Here is a 15391-nt window from a genome sequence, read left to right on the forward strand (position 1 = left end):
ATGAAAAAAATAATTTGTTTCATTTCATTTCTCCTGTCTTTCTCCGCATGCAAAGATTCGGAATTAAATATAAACCCATCCGATTCGTTGGACAGCAGATCGGCCATCACAACCGTTGACGATCTGAATGCGGCAGTTTTAGGCGCATATAACCGAATGACGATCAACACCTACTATGACGGACAGTATCTGACTGCAGGCGATATGTTAGGTGATGATGCGCTGTCACCTTATTCGGGAAGCGGTTGGTTAAATACCTACTCGGATTACTCATGGACAAAGATCGCTTGTCCGACGAATCTCTATAAGCATATCTATAAACTGATTGCTCACATGAATGATGTTCTAGAAAGGAGTAAAAATCTTCAAGAATCTCCGGCAAAAACAAAACTGATAGCCGAGATAAAAGCACTGCGCGCAATGGTACATTTTGATCTGTCCAAACTGTACGGTCCTCTTCCGGTCAATTTGGGAAAAGGGAAGATCAAGGCCGATGCCCTATGTATTCCCATCATGGATGGCCCTAAGCCGATTAAAGAGCCAGAATCCATGCTACGCCAGCCGGTAACCAAAGTCTATGAATTTATCATCAAAGAGTTGGAAAATGCATTACCCAATTTGGAAACCGGAAAAATAAACGGTCGATTAGGACAGGATGGAGCAACGGCCGTGCTTGCTCGCGCCTATTTATACATGGGCAATTATGAAAAGGCATTCGAATACGCTGATAAACTCATCAAAAACAAAGCATATAGCTTGATTCCAAGAACGGAGTATGTAAAGAGTTGGAAAACAGCATATACTTCCGAGGCAATTTTTGAACTCGATGTTACACAGGAAGATAACAATGGTATCGCTTCTATTGGTTATTATGCATTAGCAGACGGAACACAGGGATATAAAGATATATCGTCAAGCCCTCATTTCGATGAGCTGAAAGCACAAGATCAGGAAGATGAACGATTCAAGCTATTTGTTTGGTATGAGGATAATAAAGGGTCCGGATTCTTCCCGACGCCTAAATATCCAGGTAGAGAAATGTATGCAGTCAACAATATCAAAGTTTATCGTCTGTCCGAAATATATCTGATTGCTGCCGAAGCGCTGCTGAAACTCGGAAGAGGCAGTGAAGCCGCAATATTACTTAACTCGTTGAGAAAAGAACGGACAACAACCGAACCGGAAAAGTATACCGCTGCATTAACCATCGATGATATTTTGTATGAGAGAAGATTGGAACTCTTCGCGGAAGGACACAGAGCATGGGACTTGTGGAGGAATCAAAAACCGGTCGTGAGATGGCGTAATGCTGATGAAAAAGATAAATATAAATTTCGTAAAGACCGATCGGAAGGAGTTATCGAATTTGATTATTTCAAAAACATCCTGCCCATTCACGAAGAACAACTCTTTCTGTTGCCCGATAATCTGAGAGACCAGCAACAGAACCCGGGATACTAAAAAAAGAATAATACTTTATCAAACAGTGCAGAGAAGACAACGTTTTCTCTGCACTGTTTCTATTCGTATCGAAAGAGGTACGATCAACGGTTCTCAAGGCTTTCCGTTTCTTTCCGGTAGTATTCATAGCGGTTTAGCACGTCGGAGACATAGTTATAGGTCTCCGTACCGCGCAGATAACCGAATTTGCACACCGAATCGGTATAATACTGCGCTTCGGCTTTCAAGCGAATAAACTCGGCCACATGATCGCTCCATACGTTCGGATTACGCCCGTACTTCTGCGCCAGTCTTTGCGCATCATAGATATGTCCGATTCCGGCATTGTAAGAAGCAAGCGTAAGTTTAATCCGTTCGAGCGAGTCGAGTGCAGCAAATCCTTTTCCAAAACGACGCAGGCATTCTATCGCAGCTTGTACGTTTTTCTCCGGGTCTTGCATGTCTCCCGCGTCGAATCCCAGCCCTCGTGCAGTAGCCGGCAAGATCCCCATCAATCCCTCGGCACCACTCCAGGCAACAATCTGGGGTTGAAAATGGGACTCCTGATACGCAATCGATGCCAGCAAACGCCAATCCCACCCCAGTCGACCGGCATAACGCTTGAACAGGTCGTCATACGGAGAGATCTGTCCGTTCGCGACCTTGGGCATATCGATCCTGTTTAGTGATACTTTCGAAAGCTCAAAGTAACGTTTGATCGCCGACCGGTATGAACTTTTTCCGGTCATGTTCGACGCCCACGCATTAATGGCCGAAGCCAGTTGCGGACAGCTTCTGCGCACAGCCCACGAAGAGCGCTGCTTAAAACTGATCTGCAGACTGATATCAATATTACGGTAATATGTGCGATTCAGTCTGGCCACATCGTCTTCACACACCGTGTAATCGATCTTGCCTTTGGCCACCATTTCAATCAGGTCTTCCGACGATACGGTGTCTTTATCGATATTGACAATACGAATCCCTCCCCCCAACTCGCTGTTAAGGTTCTCAAGTCGCTCACGATAGCGTCGATACGGTTTTATGCAGACTTCTTTTCCGATTAATTGCGTCACATCCTTCAAAACCGTATCTCCATGTCCGGTGCGCTGAACGATAACCAGATTCGATTGCCGCTCATAGCCGCAAAAAAGCATCTGTTCTTTCAACTTATTATCGATGGTAATCGGGTAAGCCGCCACATCGGCCTCGCCCGACAGCAACATCTCCATCAGACGGGTAATGTTTTCGGCGACCTTAATATTTAAACGCAATCCGTGCTGGCGGGCAAAGCCGGCAATGAGATCGTACTCGTACCCCATCGCCTGCATCTTATATTGGAAATACGACGTGGAACTGTTGAGTGTCACAGCGGTAATCTCTCCCTTTGCTTGGATGGACGGCCAGTCATCCGAAGTGGCGTCACTCTGAGAACGGCTTCCTCCACTGTAGCATCCGCACAGCAGGAGAAACAAAAAGAGAAACAGGAAAAAAGAGGTATTTCTATGCATTTTTTTTACGAAGTAAGGCTACATTCTCTACATGATGCGTATGCGGAAACATATCGACCGGCTGAATTTTCACGACGTCGTAATACCAACCGATCCGTTCGATGTCGCGTGCTTGCGTGGCCGGATTACAACTGACGTAGACAATCTTTTCAGGTGATGCTTTCAAGATCGTATCAATCACGTCGTTGTGCATACCCATACGTGGAGGGTCGGTGATGACTACGTCCGGCCGTCCATGGTCTTCGATAAAAGCTGTCGTGAGCAGATCTTTCATATCGCCGGCAAAGAACGTTACATTGTCAATGCCGTTCAGTTGCGCATTTACCTTCGCATCCTCAATTGCTTCGGGTACATATTCGATACCTATGACCTTGCGGGCTTTACGGGCAATGAAATTAGCAATCGTTCCGGTACCGGTATAAAGATCATAAACCGTTTCAGTACCGGTCAGTCCCGTAAATTTCCGAACCACATCATACAGTCGGTAAGCCTGCTCACTGTTTGTCTGATAGAAAGACTTCGGCCCTACCTTGAATTGTAAATCCTCCATCCGCTCCATCAAATGATCTTTACCACGATATAATTCGATATCAAGGTCGGTCAGCGTATCATTCCGTTTCCTGTTGATGACGTACATCAGTGACGTAATTTCCGGTATTTGCTCCAGCAGATGCTCCAACAACGCTTCACGGAGCGCTTGATCTTCTTTGAAGAAAGCCAGCACGACCATCAGCTCACCGGTCGAAGCGGTACGTATCATTAACGTACGCACAAAGCCTTCCTGATTTTTCAAGTCGAAGAATGGATAGCCTTCATGCGTCAGACAAAAATTTTTCACACATAGCCGAATCCGGTTCGACACATCGTCCTGCAACCAGCAACGCCGGATGTCGAGCACCTTATCGAACATGCCCGGAATATGAAATCCCAGCGCGTTCATTTCCGTATATTCGATACCGGAAGCCACTTCCCGTTCAGTCAGCCAGCGCTTATTTGAAAATGTAAACTCCAGTTTATTACGGTAATGCGTTGTGCGCTCCGAACCGAGAATCGGCAGCACCTCTCCTATCGGCACTTTCCCGATTCGCGTCAGACTATTCGTAACTTGTGTTTGTTTGTAACGCAGCTGCTCTTCATAAGGCAGATGTTGCCATTTGCAGCCTCCGCATACGCCGAAATGTTCGCAAAAAGGAACTACCCGTTTCTCGCTGTACTTATGGAATGCGATAGCATTTCCCTCTGCATAATGACTTCGTTTACGGGTCAGACGGATATCTACTACATCCCCCGGTGCCGCCCATGGCACAAAAACAACCATTTCATTCACTTTGGCAATTGCTTTGCCTTCGGCTGCAACATCCGTGATCTCTACCTCTTCCAGTATCGGGAGGGGGGTCTTTTTTCGTGTCAAATCTGTGAATAATTAAAAATTCGCCACGCAAATATAAAAACTAACTTTCGGATAGAATCAAAAATAGTTTTAAAACATAAAAATATCATTGCGCTTTATTTGGAAATCAGCAATAAAAACAGCTATATTTGCATTGTGGAGATGTCAATGACTTATCATAATTCAACAAATATATGGAAATAAAGAGAGTTTACACCTTTGGCAACGGAAAAGCCGAAGGGCGGGCAGATATGCGGAATCTGCTGGGTGGAAAAGGAGCCAACTTGGCAGAAATGAACCTGATCGGAGTGCCCGTTCCTCCGGGATTTACCATCACAACCGATGTCTGCAACGAGTATTATAAAATCGGAAAAGAAAAAGTGGTGGAACGATTGCAAGACGAAGTGAAAAATGCGGTAGCTCATGTCGAATCATTCATGCACTCAAGGTTGGGAGATGTAGAGAACCCTCTACTCGTCTCGGTACGTTCCGGAGCCCGGGCTTCGATGCCCGGGATGATGGATACGATTCTGAATCTGGGGCTCAATGACGAAGTGGTCGAAGGGCTGGCGCGTAAGACGAACAATCCGCGCTTTGCATGGGATTCGTATCGCCGCTTCGTACAGATGTACGGCGATGTGGTACTGGGAATGAAACCCGAAAACAAAGAAGATATCGACCCCTTCGAGAAAATCATTGAAGAGGTAAAGAAAGCCAAAGGGGTCACACTTGATCATGAGCTTGATGTAGAAGGACTGAAAGAGCTGGTAGTGAAATTCAAAGCAGCCGTAAAGAGACAAACCGGCTGTGACTTCCCGACGTCTGCTTATGAACAGCTGTGGGGAGCCATCTGCTCCGTCTTTGACTCCTGGATGAACGAACGCGCTATTTTATATCGTAAGATGGAAGGCATCCCGGCTGAATGGGGAACGGCCGTCAATGTACAAGCCATGGTTTTCGGTAACATGGGAGCAACTTCTGCTACCGGTGTTTGTTTCTCACGTGACGCAGCGAACGGCGAAGACTTGTTTAACGGCGAATACCTCATCAATGCACAAGGCGAAGATGTGGTAGCCGGTATCCGTACACCGCAACAGATCACCAAAATCGGTTCGCAACGTTGGGCGGAACTGGCCGGAATACCTGAAGCGCTCAGAGCAGCCGAATATCCTTCGATGGAAGAAGCCATGCCCGATATATACAAAGAATTAGATGCGATTCAGACAAAATTAGAAAATCACTACCGCGACATGCAGGACATGGAATTTACCGTGCAGGAGGGCAAACTCTGGTTCCTGCAAACCCGTAACGGAAAACGTACCGGTGCGGCGATGGTGAAAATTGCCATGGACCTGATGCGTCAAGGCATGATTGATGAAAAAACGGCATTGAAACGTATCGATGCGAACAAATTAGACGAGCTGCTTCATCCTGTATTTGATAAAGAAGCGTTAAAGAAGGCGAAAGTGCTGACACGCGGACTTCCCGCTTCGCCGGGAGCAGCTGCCGGACAGATCGTATTCTTCGCAGATGATGCGGCGAAATGGTACGATGAAGGACATAAGATCGTACTTGTACGTATCGAGACATCCCCCGAAGATTTGGCGGGTATGGCCGTGGCCGAAGGTATCCTGACCGCTCGCGGAGGAATGACCTCGCACGCTGCTGTCGTAGCTCGTGGCATGGGAAAATGCTGCGTATCGGGAGCAGGTGCATTGAACATCGATTATAAGAATCGTACGGTCGAAATAGACGGAACGGTATTGAAGGAAGGCGATTATATCTCCATCAACGGTACGACGGGCGAAGTGTATAAAGACGAGGTGCATACGCAAGCCGCCGAACTGCTCGACGACTTTGCAGAGCTTATGAGACTGGCGGATAAGTATACCCGTCTTAAAGTGCGTACAAACGCCGACACACCGCACGACGCAGAAGTTGCACGCAGATTCGGCGCCGTAGGTATCGGATTGTGCCGCACGGAACATATGTTCTTCGAAGGCGATAAAATCAAAGCCATGCGTGAAATGATTCTCTCCGAGAATGCCGAGGAACGAAAGAAAGCATTGGCAAAAATCCTGCCCTATCAACAGGCCGATTTCAAAGGGATTTTCAAAGCCATGGCCGGATATCCCGTTACGGTTCGACTGCTCGATCCGCCGTTGCACGAGTTTGTACCTCACGATCCGAAAGGTCAGCAGGAACTGGCCGATGCAATGGGCGTAAGTGTGGAATACATCCGGCAGCGCGTGGATGCCTTGCATGAACAGAATCCGATGCTCGGACATCGGGGATGCCGTCTGGGAAATACGTATCCCGAGATCACACAGATGCAGACACGCGCGATCCTTGGGGCTGCGCTCGAACTCAAAAAAGAAGGCATCTCAACGTATCCCGAAATCATGGTGCCACTCACCGGCATCGTATACGAATTCAAAGAACAGGAAGAAGTGATTCGCGCCGAAGCGGAAGCGCTCTTTGCCGAACAGGGAGATAAAATCGATTTTAAGATCGGTACGATGATCGAAGTGCCGCGTGCTGCTCTGACAGCAAATAAGATCGCCTCGAAGGCCGAATTCTTCTCGTTCGGAACGAATGACCTGACTCAAATGACCTTTGGCTATTCACGTGATGACATTGCTTCTTTCCTCCCGATTTATCTGGAAAAGAAAATTCTGAAGGTCGATCCGTTCCAGGTACTCGATCAGAATGGAGTCGGACAGTTGATTCGCATGGCCACGGAAAAAGGTCGAGCCGTACGTCCGGACTTGAAGTGCGGCATCTGTGGGGAACATGGAGGAGAGCCTTCGTCCGTAAAATTCTGTCATCAGGTAGGATTGGATTACGTAAGCTGTTCGCCTTTCCGCGTACCGATTGCACGCATTGCAGCCGCTCAAGCTGCGATTGAAGGATAATACGGACAGTCCTTCTTTTAGGAATCTTTTAGAAAAAAAGAAATTAAGGAGTATGTCAGACCAACAGTGATTGCTGACATGCTCTTTTTTATCTTTTTTCTTTGGATAGATCGTAGAAAAAGCCTACTTTTGCTCCTCAATAATGACTATACCTGCTAAATAAAAAGGATGGATCGGTATTTGATCATAAAAACGAGAGATGAGTTGTTGCGCATGCGCATCAGCAACATACTTTATCTCGAAGCAGATCGGAATTACACTAAACTGCTATTGACAGAGGGTATTCAGTTTACATTTGCAATCAATATCGGAAAAATCGAAAGAATGTTGGATACACAAGCTTCAGACTCCGGATCACAACTTGTCCGAGTAGGCAAAAGCTATATCATCAACAAAAATTATATCTTGCAAATTAACTTGCCGAAACAAAAATTGTTGTTGCTCGTGCCGGGTTCGAAACCTCGCGAATTAATTGTACCCAGAGAGCCACTGAAAGCATTGAAGGAGAGTTTGGAACAAGATGCGCTAATCACTGCAAAAAGCAAAGACTCACGATGATTATCCGGATCGGTAAAGCAAATGACAATGACTTTGTAGTAAACGACGTACATGTAAGCCGGTATCATGCACGGTTGATCCGCGATGAAAACGGTCGTCTTTTTATTGAAGATACGGACTCCGCAAACGGCACCTATGTCAATGGTGACCGTGTAATCAAAAAAAGAGTCACGCCCTCTGATGTCATTATGCTCGGAGATCATTATGTCCTCGAAATACAGGCCGTTTTGAAATCGGATAACGACTACAGTGAAGAATTTGCGGCCTTAAAACCTGTCTATGAACGATATATCAAAGAAAAGATACGAATCCAGTCTACCAATCAGTTCAAGACACGTATCTTCCAATCACTGCCTTTTGCTTTTGTCGGAGTGGCAGGACTTGTTATCGGAGTTCTCGGAAAACATCTCCAAGGTGTTTTTATTGGCAGTTTGGCATTGGCCGTATGTGCACCTACCCTGGGTATTTACCTCGGAGCCAGGCAATCCGCCAAAATCCCGGCTTTGATGCAACGCCTGTCCAATCAGTTCAAAATCGATTATGTCTGTCCAAAATGCGGAACGTTCCTCGGCGAAATCCCCTGGGAGTCTCTGGCCAATAAAAAGCAATGCTCCGTCGGTTCATGTCGCGCAAAATGGGTAAAAAAAACAGCATGATGCATATAAAACAATGATTTTGTACAATAATCTCCCTGCTTCGTACGTTAATGGTTAAGAATTAAATCACATACGATTTTAATGCTTATCTTTGTGACAGAATAACGAATAAAAAACAGAAAAAGATGGACATGGACAATGAACATACATTCGTAACGATAGACAATGACGTGAATGAAGTCTTGCTGATCGACGTCAATGAAACGACCGTGAGTGATTTCGTAATGGTGGACGAGGTGCTTGACGATACCGATTTCATCACGCTTTCCGACGATGTGGAAATCGCTTCTTACGAAGATATTATCGACATTACTTCGGGAATGGATGACGCTGACGTTTCAATCATTGTATGATTCCGGTAAAATGCCCGCATTGTAAGGTCGGTTTAAAAGTTGATGAAACAAAAATTCCCGAAGGAATCGCTTCATTTAAATGTCCAAAATGTCGGCATGACATTCCGGTATCTTATTTAAAACACGAACAATCGGCCGATTCCGAAACCGTTTTGATCCGGCCTGTTCGGAAGGAATGCGGCTGGTTAATTGTGGTCGCCAATCCGGACACCCCGGAACAATTGTTCCCTTTGTGTGAAGGAATCTTTATTATAGGACGTAAAGCTTCTGTGTCGGAAGCGACGATCTGTATCGAAACCGAAGATAAAGAGATGAGCCGAAATCATCTCCGAATAGAAGTAAAGAAAGACAGCCGGGGAAGCTACATCCATATGCTCTCCGACTATCGGAGCAAGAATCACACGCAATATAACGGCCGCTATTTAGATAAAGACGAAGTGGTGGTCCTGAAAGATAACGACGAAATCAAAATCGGACATACACACGTTCGTTTTAAGGAGTAACTCATCGCTTATTGAAACCATGCATATAACGCTCGGAACGCCATATGCCATCTGTGAAAAAGGAAGAAGACCGAACAACGAAGATGCAATCTATCCTTCCTCTCAGACGATAGCGCGTTCACAACAGAGGCTCTTTATCGTATGCGATGGTGTTGGCGGTGCGGAAAAAGGTGAGATTGCCAGTTCGCTGGCATGTGAATCTTTTCAGACTTTCTTTTCCACGTTTATTGAAAAAGATGCTACCGACGAATTGATTCAAAAGGCTGTCCAGTATACTGAAATACGTTTTGATGAATACCTCTCAATACACCCGGAAGCAGAAGGCATGGCTACCACACTTACAATGCTCTACTTTGGAAATAAGGGGGTCACGGCCGCACATATCGGTGACAGTCGGATTTATCAGTTTCGAGACGGAAAGCCGGTTTTTCGGACGGAAGACCATTCGCTGGTTAATTTTTGGATAAAGACAGGCAAAATCACTCAGGAAGAAGCTCTGCATCACCCTCAAAAAAACATCATCACCCGAGCGATCACAGGCTCTGCCAATCCGACCGAAGCAGACATCGCGTTCCTGACGGATATTCAACCCGACGATTGTTTTCTCATGTGTACGGATGGAGTTACCGAGTGCCTGCCGGACAATGATCTATCCTCTCTTTTTATCCGACCTTGCATGCCTGAAAAAGTAAAAGATACCCTGGTGGAAACATGTTATGAAAAAGCCCGTGATAATTATTCTTTCTATCTTTTACCTGTCTTAAAGGTGCAAAATTCATCCAGTTGATAAGTAATTTATTCGATCTTTTTCATTCTTTCATCTAAAAAATGTATCTTTGTTGCGAAATCTGATTACTGTAAGTAATTATGAATTTGCCGAACGGATATTGTTTGCAGAAAGGCAAGTATTGTCTAACGAGAGTCATCGGCCAGGGAGGATTCGGAATCACCTATTTGGGCGAGTGGAGCACTGAGGTCAAAGGTGAACTCGGAGCAGTGGAAACGACCGTGCCTATTTGCATTAAAGAGTATTTCTTTAAAGATTATTGCTTTAGAGATGAGGATTCTTTTGAGGTCAAAGTACACTCCGCAACCGGCAAGATCCTTTTTGATAAGTTCAAAGAGCGACAAATCAAAGAAGCCAAAATTCTTTCCGAAGTACATCATCCGTATATCGTGAATGTGTTGGAAGTCTTTGAAGAAAACAACACAGCCTATATCGCGATGGAACATATAGCAGGCTGTTCATTGAAATCCATGTTGAGTGTGCAGGCCGTACTGCCGGAGTCGAAAGTGCTCAAGTATGTCGCACAGATCGGGAAGGCGCTGGAGTTTGTCCATCAGAAAAATATCCTGCACCTTGATATCAAACCCAACAATATCTTAATCGATAAGAACGACAACGCCCGATTGATCGATTTTGGCGTCAGTAAGCGCTACGATCTCGAAGAACAGGAGGCATGCACAACGACGCTTACGCTATCAAAAGGATTTGCATCGATCGAGCAGTACGACGATGAGGGCACGGTAAATTTCTCCCCCTGTCCAGATGTTTATTCCTTAGGTGCCACCATGTATAATCTGCTGACCGGCGTGATTCCGGTCGAATCGATTTTAAGAGCGACAAAGCCTTTAGTTCATCCATCGGAATTGAATAAACAGATCTCTCCGAAAACTGAGGCCGTCGTACTGAAAGCGATGCAAGTGAATCCGAAAGATCGCTATCAGTCAATAAAAGAAATGATGGACGCTCTGGACATTCCACCGTTTATCGAAAGTAGAGAAAGCGTAAGTCTCTCGAAAAAAAAAGAATACAAAGCGGAACAATCTGTAGAGGAGAATGAAAGCACACAATTGGTAACTGTTTCTCATAAGCCTCCCGGATGGACAGACCGTGAAGAAACGATTTTTATACCTTCGAAAACGAAGCAATCCAAACAACGGCGTACAAAAAGTAAACGACGGATTTTATTACCCTTGTTAATCTTTGCGTTTGCCGGTGTAGGTTGGGCTGTGTCATACCTGTTCAATTGGAGCGATAAAAACACAACATTCATCAACAACAAGTTAGTGGCTGACGCCTCAACACAACAGCACGAACCGATCATTCCGACCGGTCTCCAGCCTCAGGGAGAAAGACCATTAACGGAACAATCTCTTTCCGAAGTGACGAATGAAATCCATAAAGCGGAGCAAACGGAGAAAAAGGAACGAAACGAGACCGTCGCTCCGGTAAAGAAAGAAGAGAAATCGGAGAAAACAACGACAAGCAGAGAATCGGATAAGAAAGGCTCTGAAGAAGCATCAAACGCAAAAAAAACAGAAGAAGAGACCGAACGGATGAACGCAAATTATGCGGCATTGTTGACATCCGGAAAAACGAAAATGGATCAAGGTCATTATGTTGAGGCGAAAGAAGATTTTACAAAAGCCAAAGAAATAAAAATTACCGAAGATGTCGTTCGTTTATCGTTAGCTTGTGAGGAGAAAATAGAAGAAAAAAATATTGCCGCTCGGATCGCATTGTATGAATCGGGAATGACTTTTGGCAACTACACAATTGTCCGGAAAAAACAAAACGGACGTTATGGGGCAATTGATGCCAAAGGGATCGAACGAATCAAATGCACTTATCTGAGTGTGGGACGGTCGGAGAGCGGACGAGCTTTTGAGCGTGAAGACCATCTGTACGATATTTATAACTCAAACGGAGTATTGGTCGGGAAAGGACTTACGACCTACTAATAACAAAGAAAAGGATACATGAAAATATGGATGTGGATTATATTCGGATGTTTATTACTATCCTCCTACGCCGGAGCACAGCGACAGACCGAATATAACCGTAGAGGAGACGAAGCGATGAAACGTAACGATTATCGGGATGCAAAAATGTGGTATGAAGAAGGCGTTTCATACTGCGATCAGTACAGCATTCATCAACTTACTGAAATATGGCTGAAAGATGAAACGATGCATGTTTCGATGCGTACGGTGATGAGCAAATGCTTGAACTGTCTGAATGAATACGCAACGGAACGAGACACATCAGCCATTCGGAAATTGATCCTCTATTACACCCAAGGGATCGGGACCTCTGAGAATCGGACAACAGCCGGCTATTGGCGCAAACAGCTCGAAGATATACGCCGTTCAAACACTCTTCCCCCTACCCCTCCGAAGAAACCCAAAGAGCCTATGCGTTTCTTTGCCGGATACGATTTCTCTTTATTAGCTCCATACGGTATTCGGTTCGGTGGAATAAACAGTAGGATCGGTTGGTATGTAAAATTACATTCGAATCTTTCTTTTCAAGGGTATAATGAAGAATGTCGTATCGATGGACATACCTTCGTCATTGAGGGCATGGAACAATATTACGGTCCGACAGGAACAACGAAAGCCAATGTGATGACGGGATCAGTGGGTCTTATGTTAAAGACCGTAGAGAATCTATACACATCTTTGGGAGCAGGGTATTGGCAACGAGATGTATTGCGCGAATACAAAATTGTAAACGATGAAGGCATCATGCAGTCAACAGGATGGGCAAAAGATCGATACACCTCGAAAAAAGGAATTAAAATAGACTTGGATGTCACCTGTTTCTTAAAAAACAAACGCTTCTATGTTTCGGGCGGATGCAGCGCTTTTAATTTCAAGTACTTCTATCCGAATGCGGGAGTTGGCTTGGTTTTCTAAAAAAATGAACAAACAATGAGACAGACGAAACACTATATATTTCTGATTGTCCTTTTCTGCGGTTTTTTTTATGGATGCATTGACGATCCGAAGGTAGAACCGGGAATACAAAACGCAAAAATTCCCCAATTGGGAACAACCGTAAAAATAGAACGCACGGCTACCTCCATCACATTGACAGCCTCGGTCGAGAAGGCCAACGGTGCGGCAGTGGAAGAGCGCGGATTATGCTGGTCAAAAAAAAGCAGTCCCACCGTTCGTCCTGACAGTGCTCAAGCCTTCGGTAAGGGATTGGGTGAATTTAGCGGCACGATCGAAAATTTATCTAATAATACAATATATTATATCCGTCCATATGCCAAAAACCTGAAAGGCATCGCCTATGGAGAAGAGAGTAAGGTCTCGACTAACACGGGATTGGGATCGGTTCGTACGTTTGTAATCATAGACAGTGTACGTGCTAAAACGGCGCTATCCGGAGGAAAAATAGAATTGCACGGCGAAGGGGCTGTTCTTGCTCGCGGGGTATATTATTCTACATCATCATTGATGCTTCCGAAAGATTCTGTTCTAAGTACGATGGATACCGATTCATTCATCTGCCGAATCAGCGGTCTGAGAGCATCTACGAAATATTACGTTCAGGCATTTGTAAGAAATCGATTCGGTTATTATGTTGTGTCCGGACCTCTTCGAACATTCCTGACAGGAGATGGTTTGCCGACAGTTTCATCTGTAACCATTCTAAAAAGAGGCTATACGACAGCCACCTTCTCTGCTACCGTGGTGAAGGAAGGAGATGCTTCCGTTATTCAACGCGGTTTCTGCTGGAGCACGAAGAAAAATCCCACCATCGAAAATGCGACGTATGATGACAAATGTGGCGTGGGGATCGGCACTTTTAAAATAGAATGCGAAAACCTGATTTCGCGACAGAAATATTATGTACGAGCGTTTGCCCGAAATAAAGAATTCGGTATTTCATACAGCGGACAAGATTCGTTCATCACAAAAAGCAATATCCCGACTGTCACTACGACAGAGTTAAAAAACATCTTGAAAGGAGCAGTTACAGTGGGCGGAAAGATCGAAGAGGCGGGACAAAGTGCCGTGAAAGCGTGTGGAATCTGCTGGTCTGCAACCGTCGCGAATCCTACCCTCACGAATGCCGAAGTATTAGAAATTGAACCGAATGCCGAAGGCGTTTTCAGCAGTCAGATTGCCGGTCTGCAAGGAGGTGTAACGTATTATTTCCGAGCTTATGCAACGAATAATGAAGGCACTTCATACGGGGAGATCAAAGTGAAAACAATGCCTCACGTTTTCAAGGGGAATCTAAAAACGTTTCAAGGCGCTCCCCGCATCCAAAATTCTCCGGCATACTTCTCCATCAGAGACTGGGGATATATTCTCGGAGGGGATATCGGCCCTCAATATACGGCTGAACTCCATTACTATAATGCCACTACGGACGAATGGAGAGCGATGCTGCCACATCCGGAAGGTCCGGTCAAATGGCAGACGGCTGTCGTGCATGACAGATCAGCCTTCATTTTCGGAGGAATGGCTGCCGATCGTAAAGCAAGAAACGATTTTTATCAATATAACTCATGGAGTAACACATGGTATGACAGATCGACGGCCATAAGACCGGATTCCTCCTATCTCTCGGTTGGCTTTGCTTTGAACGACAGTATCTGTTACGTAGGAGGTCGCAAAGACACAGTAAAGAACGAGGTATGGATGTACGAGGTCTCAGCCAATACATGGAAACGACAGCCCGATTTCCCCGTTCAACAATACGGAGGTATTGCCGTAACGATCGGGAATACGGCTTATGTCGGACTCGGTAAAAATGGAAGCGGTGTCTTCAATAAAGGGTTGTGGAAAACAACGAATGCCGCTTTATGGATACGAGAAACAACTTGTACCATCTCGACTAACGGTATTTTGGCCGGTGTGGCACATCATAATAGAATTTACATGGTGGATGAAGCGTATTACATCATCGAATATAATCCGTCTACGATGACATGGACGAAGAAATCGCAGCTGCCTCCCCAAGCAAGAGGTATTCACTGTATGTTTGTCATGAACGATCTGATCTACATCGGTCTTTCTCCGACTTCTACGACCATGATTTCTTATGATCCGACATGGGATAATTGAAGGTAGAAGCAACGACTCCGGATACAGCCTGTTTTGCATCTGCCTAAGGAGATATCATCGTGTTAATGTAGATTAAATTTGTTATCTATCGTGTATATGTGTACATTTGCAGCATAAATTGTAAAGAGCATCTAAATAATCCAAAAAGTTTCCGTGCCCTGACAGGTTGGGTTTCTATTTGTTTTTTTCATTTG

The 15391-nt window shown here is 45.1% G+C and carries 12 protein-coding genes; 10 read left to right on the forward strand and 2 right to left on the reverse strand.

Going from position 1 to position 15391, the window contains the following annotated elements; all coding sequences use genetic code 11:
• Entirely contained in the window at window positions 1-1461 is a 1461-nt protein-coding gene (locus tag BFO_RS12260; RefSeq protein WP_052299298.1) for a RagB/SusD family nutrient uptake outer membrane protein, read from the forward strand.
• Window positions 1462-1544: 83 nt separating this feature from the next.
• Here BFO_RS12260 and BFO_RS12265 read toward each other — a convergent pair whose 3' ends face one another.
• On the reverse strand, window positions 1545-2951 hold the full coding sequence (locus BFO_RS12265) for an MltF family protein (protein WP_014226084.1): 1407 nt from the start codon (window positions 2949-2951) through the stop codon (window positions 1545-1547).
• Entirely contained in the window at window positions 2944-4362 is a 1419-nt protein-coding gene (gene rlmD, locus BFO_RS12270) for a 23S rRNA (uracil(1939)-C(5))-methyltransferase RlmD (RefSeq protein ID WP_014226085.1), read from the reverse strand. Before rlmD ends, BFO_RS12265 begins: the two co-directional genes overlap by 8 nt.
• A gap of 173 nt (window positions 4363-4535) precedes the next feature.
• Between rlmD and ppdK the strand changes: the two genes are divergently transcribed.
• The 9 genes from ppdK to BFO_RS12315 all read left to right on the forward strand — a co-directional run bounded on the left by ppdK (window position 4536) and on the right by BFO_RS12315 (window position 15197).
• Window positions 4536-7256, forward strand: a complete 2721-nt coding sequence (gene ppdK, locus BFO_RS12275; protein ID WP_014226086.1) for a pyruvate, phosphate dikinase — start codon at window positions 4536-4538, stop codon at window positions 7254-7256.
• A 168-nt stretch (window positions 7257-7424) separates the two neighbouring features.
• Window positions 7425-7814, forward strand: a complete 390-nt coding sequence (locus tag BFO_RS12280; protein WP_046472598.1) for a LytTR family DNA-binding domain-containing protein — start codon at window positions 7425-7427, stop codon at window positions 7812-7814.
• A complete protein-coding gene (locus BFO_RS12285) occupies window positions 7811-8470 on the forward strand; it encodes an FHA domain-containing protein (RefSeq protein ID WP_014226088.1) in 660 nt (219 codons plus the stop codon). The genes BFO_RS12280 and BFO_RS12285 overlap by 4 nt, the downstream gene beginning before the upstream one ends.
• Window positions 8471-8595: 125 nt before the next feature.
• A complete protein-coding gene (locus BFO_RS12290) occupies window positions 8596-8823 on the forward strand; it encodes a hypothetical protein (protein ID WP_014226089.1) in 228 nt (75 codons plus the stop codon).
• Window positions 8820-9326: an FHA domain-containing protein gene (locus BFO_RS12295; RefSeq protein ID WP_014226090.1), complete on the forward strand. Its 507-nt coding sequence runs from the start codon at window positions 8820-8822 to the stop codon at window positions 9324-9326. The genes BFO_RS12290 and BFO_RS12295 overlap by 4 nt, the downstream gene beginning before the upstream one ends.
• Window positions 9327-9345: 19 nt before the next feature.
• On the forward strand, window positions 9346-10113 hold the full coding sequence (locus BFO_RS14220; protein ID WP_046472599.1) for a PP2C family protein-serine/threonine phosphatase: 768 nt from the start codon (window positions 9346-9348) through the stop codon (window positions 10111-10113).
• An 80-nt stretch (window positions 10114-10193) separates the two neighbouring features.
• A complete protein-coding gene (locus tag BFO_RS12305) occupies window positions 10194-12071 on the forward strand; it encodes a serine/threonine protein kinase (protein WP_014226091.1) in 1878 nt (625 codons plus the stop codon).
• Between the two features lie 18 nt (window positions 12072-12089).
• Window positions 12090-13028, forward strand: coding sequence for a hypothetical protein (locus BFO_RS12310; RefSeq protein WP_014226092.1), 939 nt, complete (start codon window positions 12090-12092; stop codon window positions 13026-13028).
• Window positions 13029-13043: 15 nt separating this feature from the next.
• The gene (locus BFO_RS12315) at window positions 13044-15197 is read left to right on the forward strand and encodes a kelch repeat protein (RefSeq protein WP_014226093.1); all 2154 of its coding nucleotides are present in this window, start codon (window positions 13044-13046) and stop codon (window positions 15195-15197) included.
• Window positions 15198-15391: the final 194 nt, after the last annotated feature.

The sequence above is a fragment of the Tannerella forsythia 92A2 genome, assembly GCF_000238215.1.
Taxonomy (GTDB): Bacteria; Bacteroidota; Bacteroidia; order Bacteroidales; family Tannerellaceae; genus Tannerella; species Tannerella forsythia.

What these genes read in the sequence shown, in the direction of transcription:
- BFO_RS12260 (WP_052299298.1), top strand. Translation starts at nt 1, where the DNA reads ATGAAAAAAATAATTTGTTTCATTTCATTTCTCCTGTCTTTCTCCGCA.
- BFO_RS12265 (WP_014226084.1), bottom strand. Translation starts at nt 2,951, where the DNA reads ATGCATAGAAATACCTCTTTTTTCCTGTTTCTCTTTTTGTTTCTCCTG.
- ppdK (WP_014226086.1), top strand. Translation starts at nt 4,536, where the DNA reads ATGGAAATAAAGAGAGTTTACACCTTTGGCAACGGAAAAGCCGAAGGG.
- BFO_RS12280 (WP_046472598.1), top strand. Translation starts at nt 7,425, where the DNA reads ATGGATCGGTATTTGATCATAAAAACGAGAGATGAGTTGTTGCGCATG.
- BFO_RS12285 (WP_014226088.1), top strand. Translation starts at nt 7,811, where the DNA reads ATGATTATCCGGATCGGTAAAGCAAATGACAATGACTTTGTAGTAAAC.
- BFO_RS12290 (WP_014226089.1), top strand. Translation starts at nt 8,596, where the DNA reads ATGGACATGGACAATGAACATACATTCGTAACGATAGACAATGACGTG.
- BFO_RS12295 (WP_014226090.1), top strand. Translation starts at nt 8,820, where the DNA reads ATGATTCCGGTAAAATGCCCGCATTGTAAGGTCGGTTTAAAAGTTGAT.
- BFO_RS14220 (WP_046472599.1), top strand. Translation starts at nt 9,346, where the DNA reads ATGCATATAACGCTCGGAACGCCATATGCCATCTGTGAAAAAGGAAGA.
- BFO_RS12305 (WP_014226091.1), top strand. Translation starts at nt 10,194, where the DNA reads ATGAATTTGCCGAACGGATATTGTTTGCAGAAAGGCAAGTATTGTCTA.
- BFO_RS12310 (WP_014226092.1), top strand. Translation starts at nt 12,090, where the DNA reads ATGAAAATATGGATGTGGATTATATTCGGATGTTTATTACTATCCTCC.
- BFO_RS12315 (WP_014226093.1), top strand. Translation starts at nt 13,044, where the DNA reads ATGAGACAGACGAAACACTATATATTTCTGATTGTCCTTTTCTGCGGT.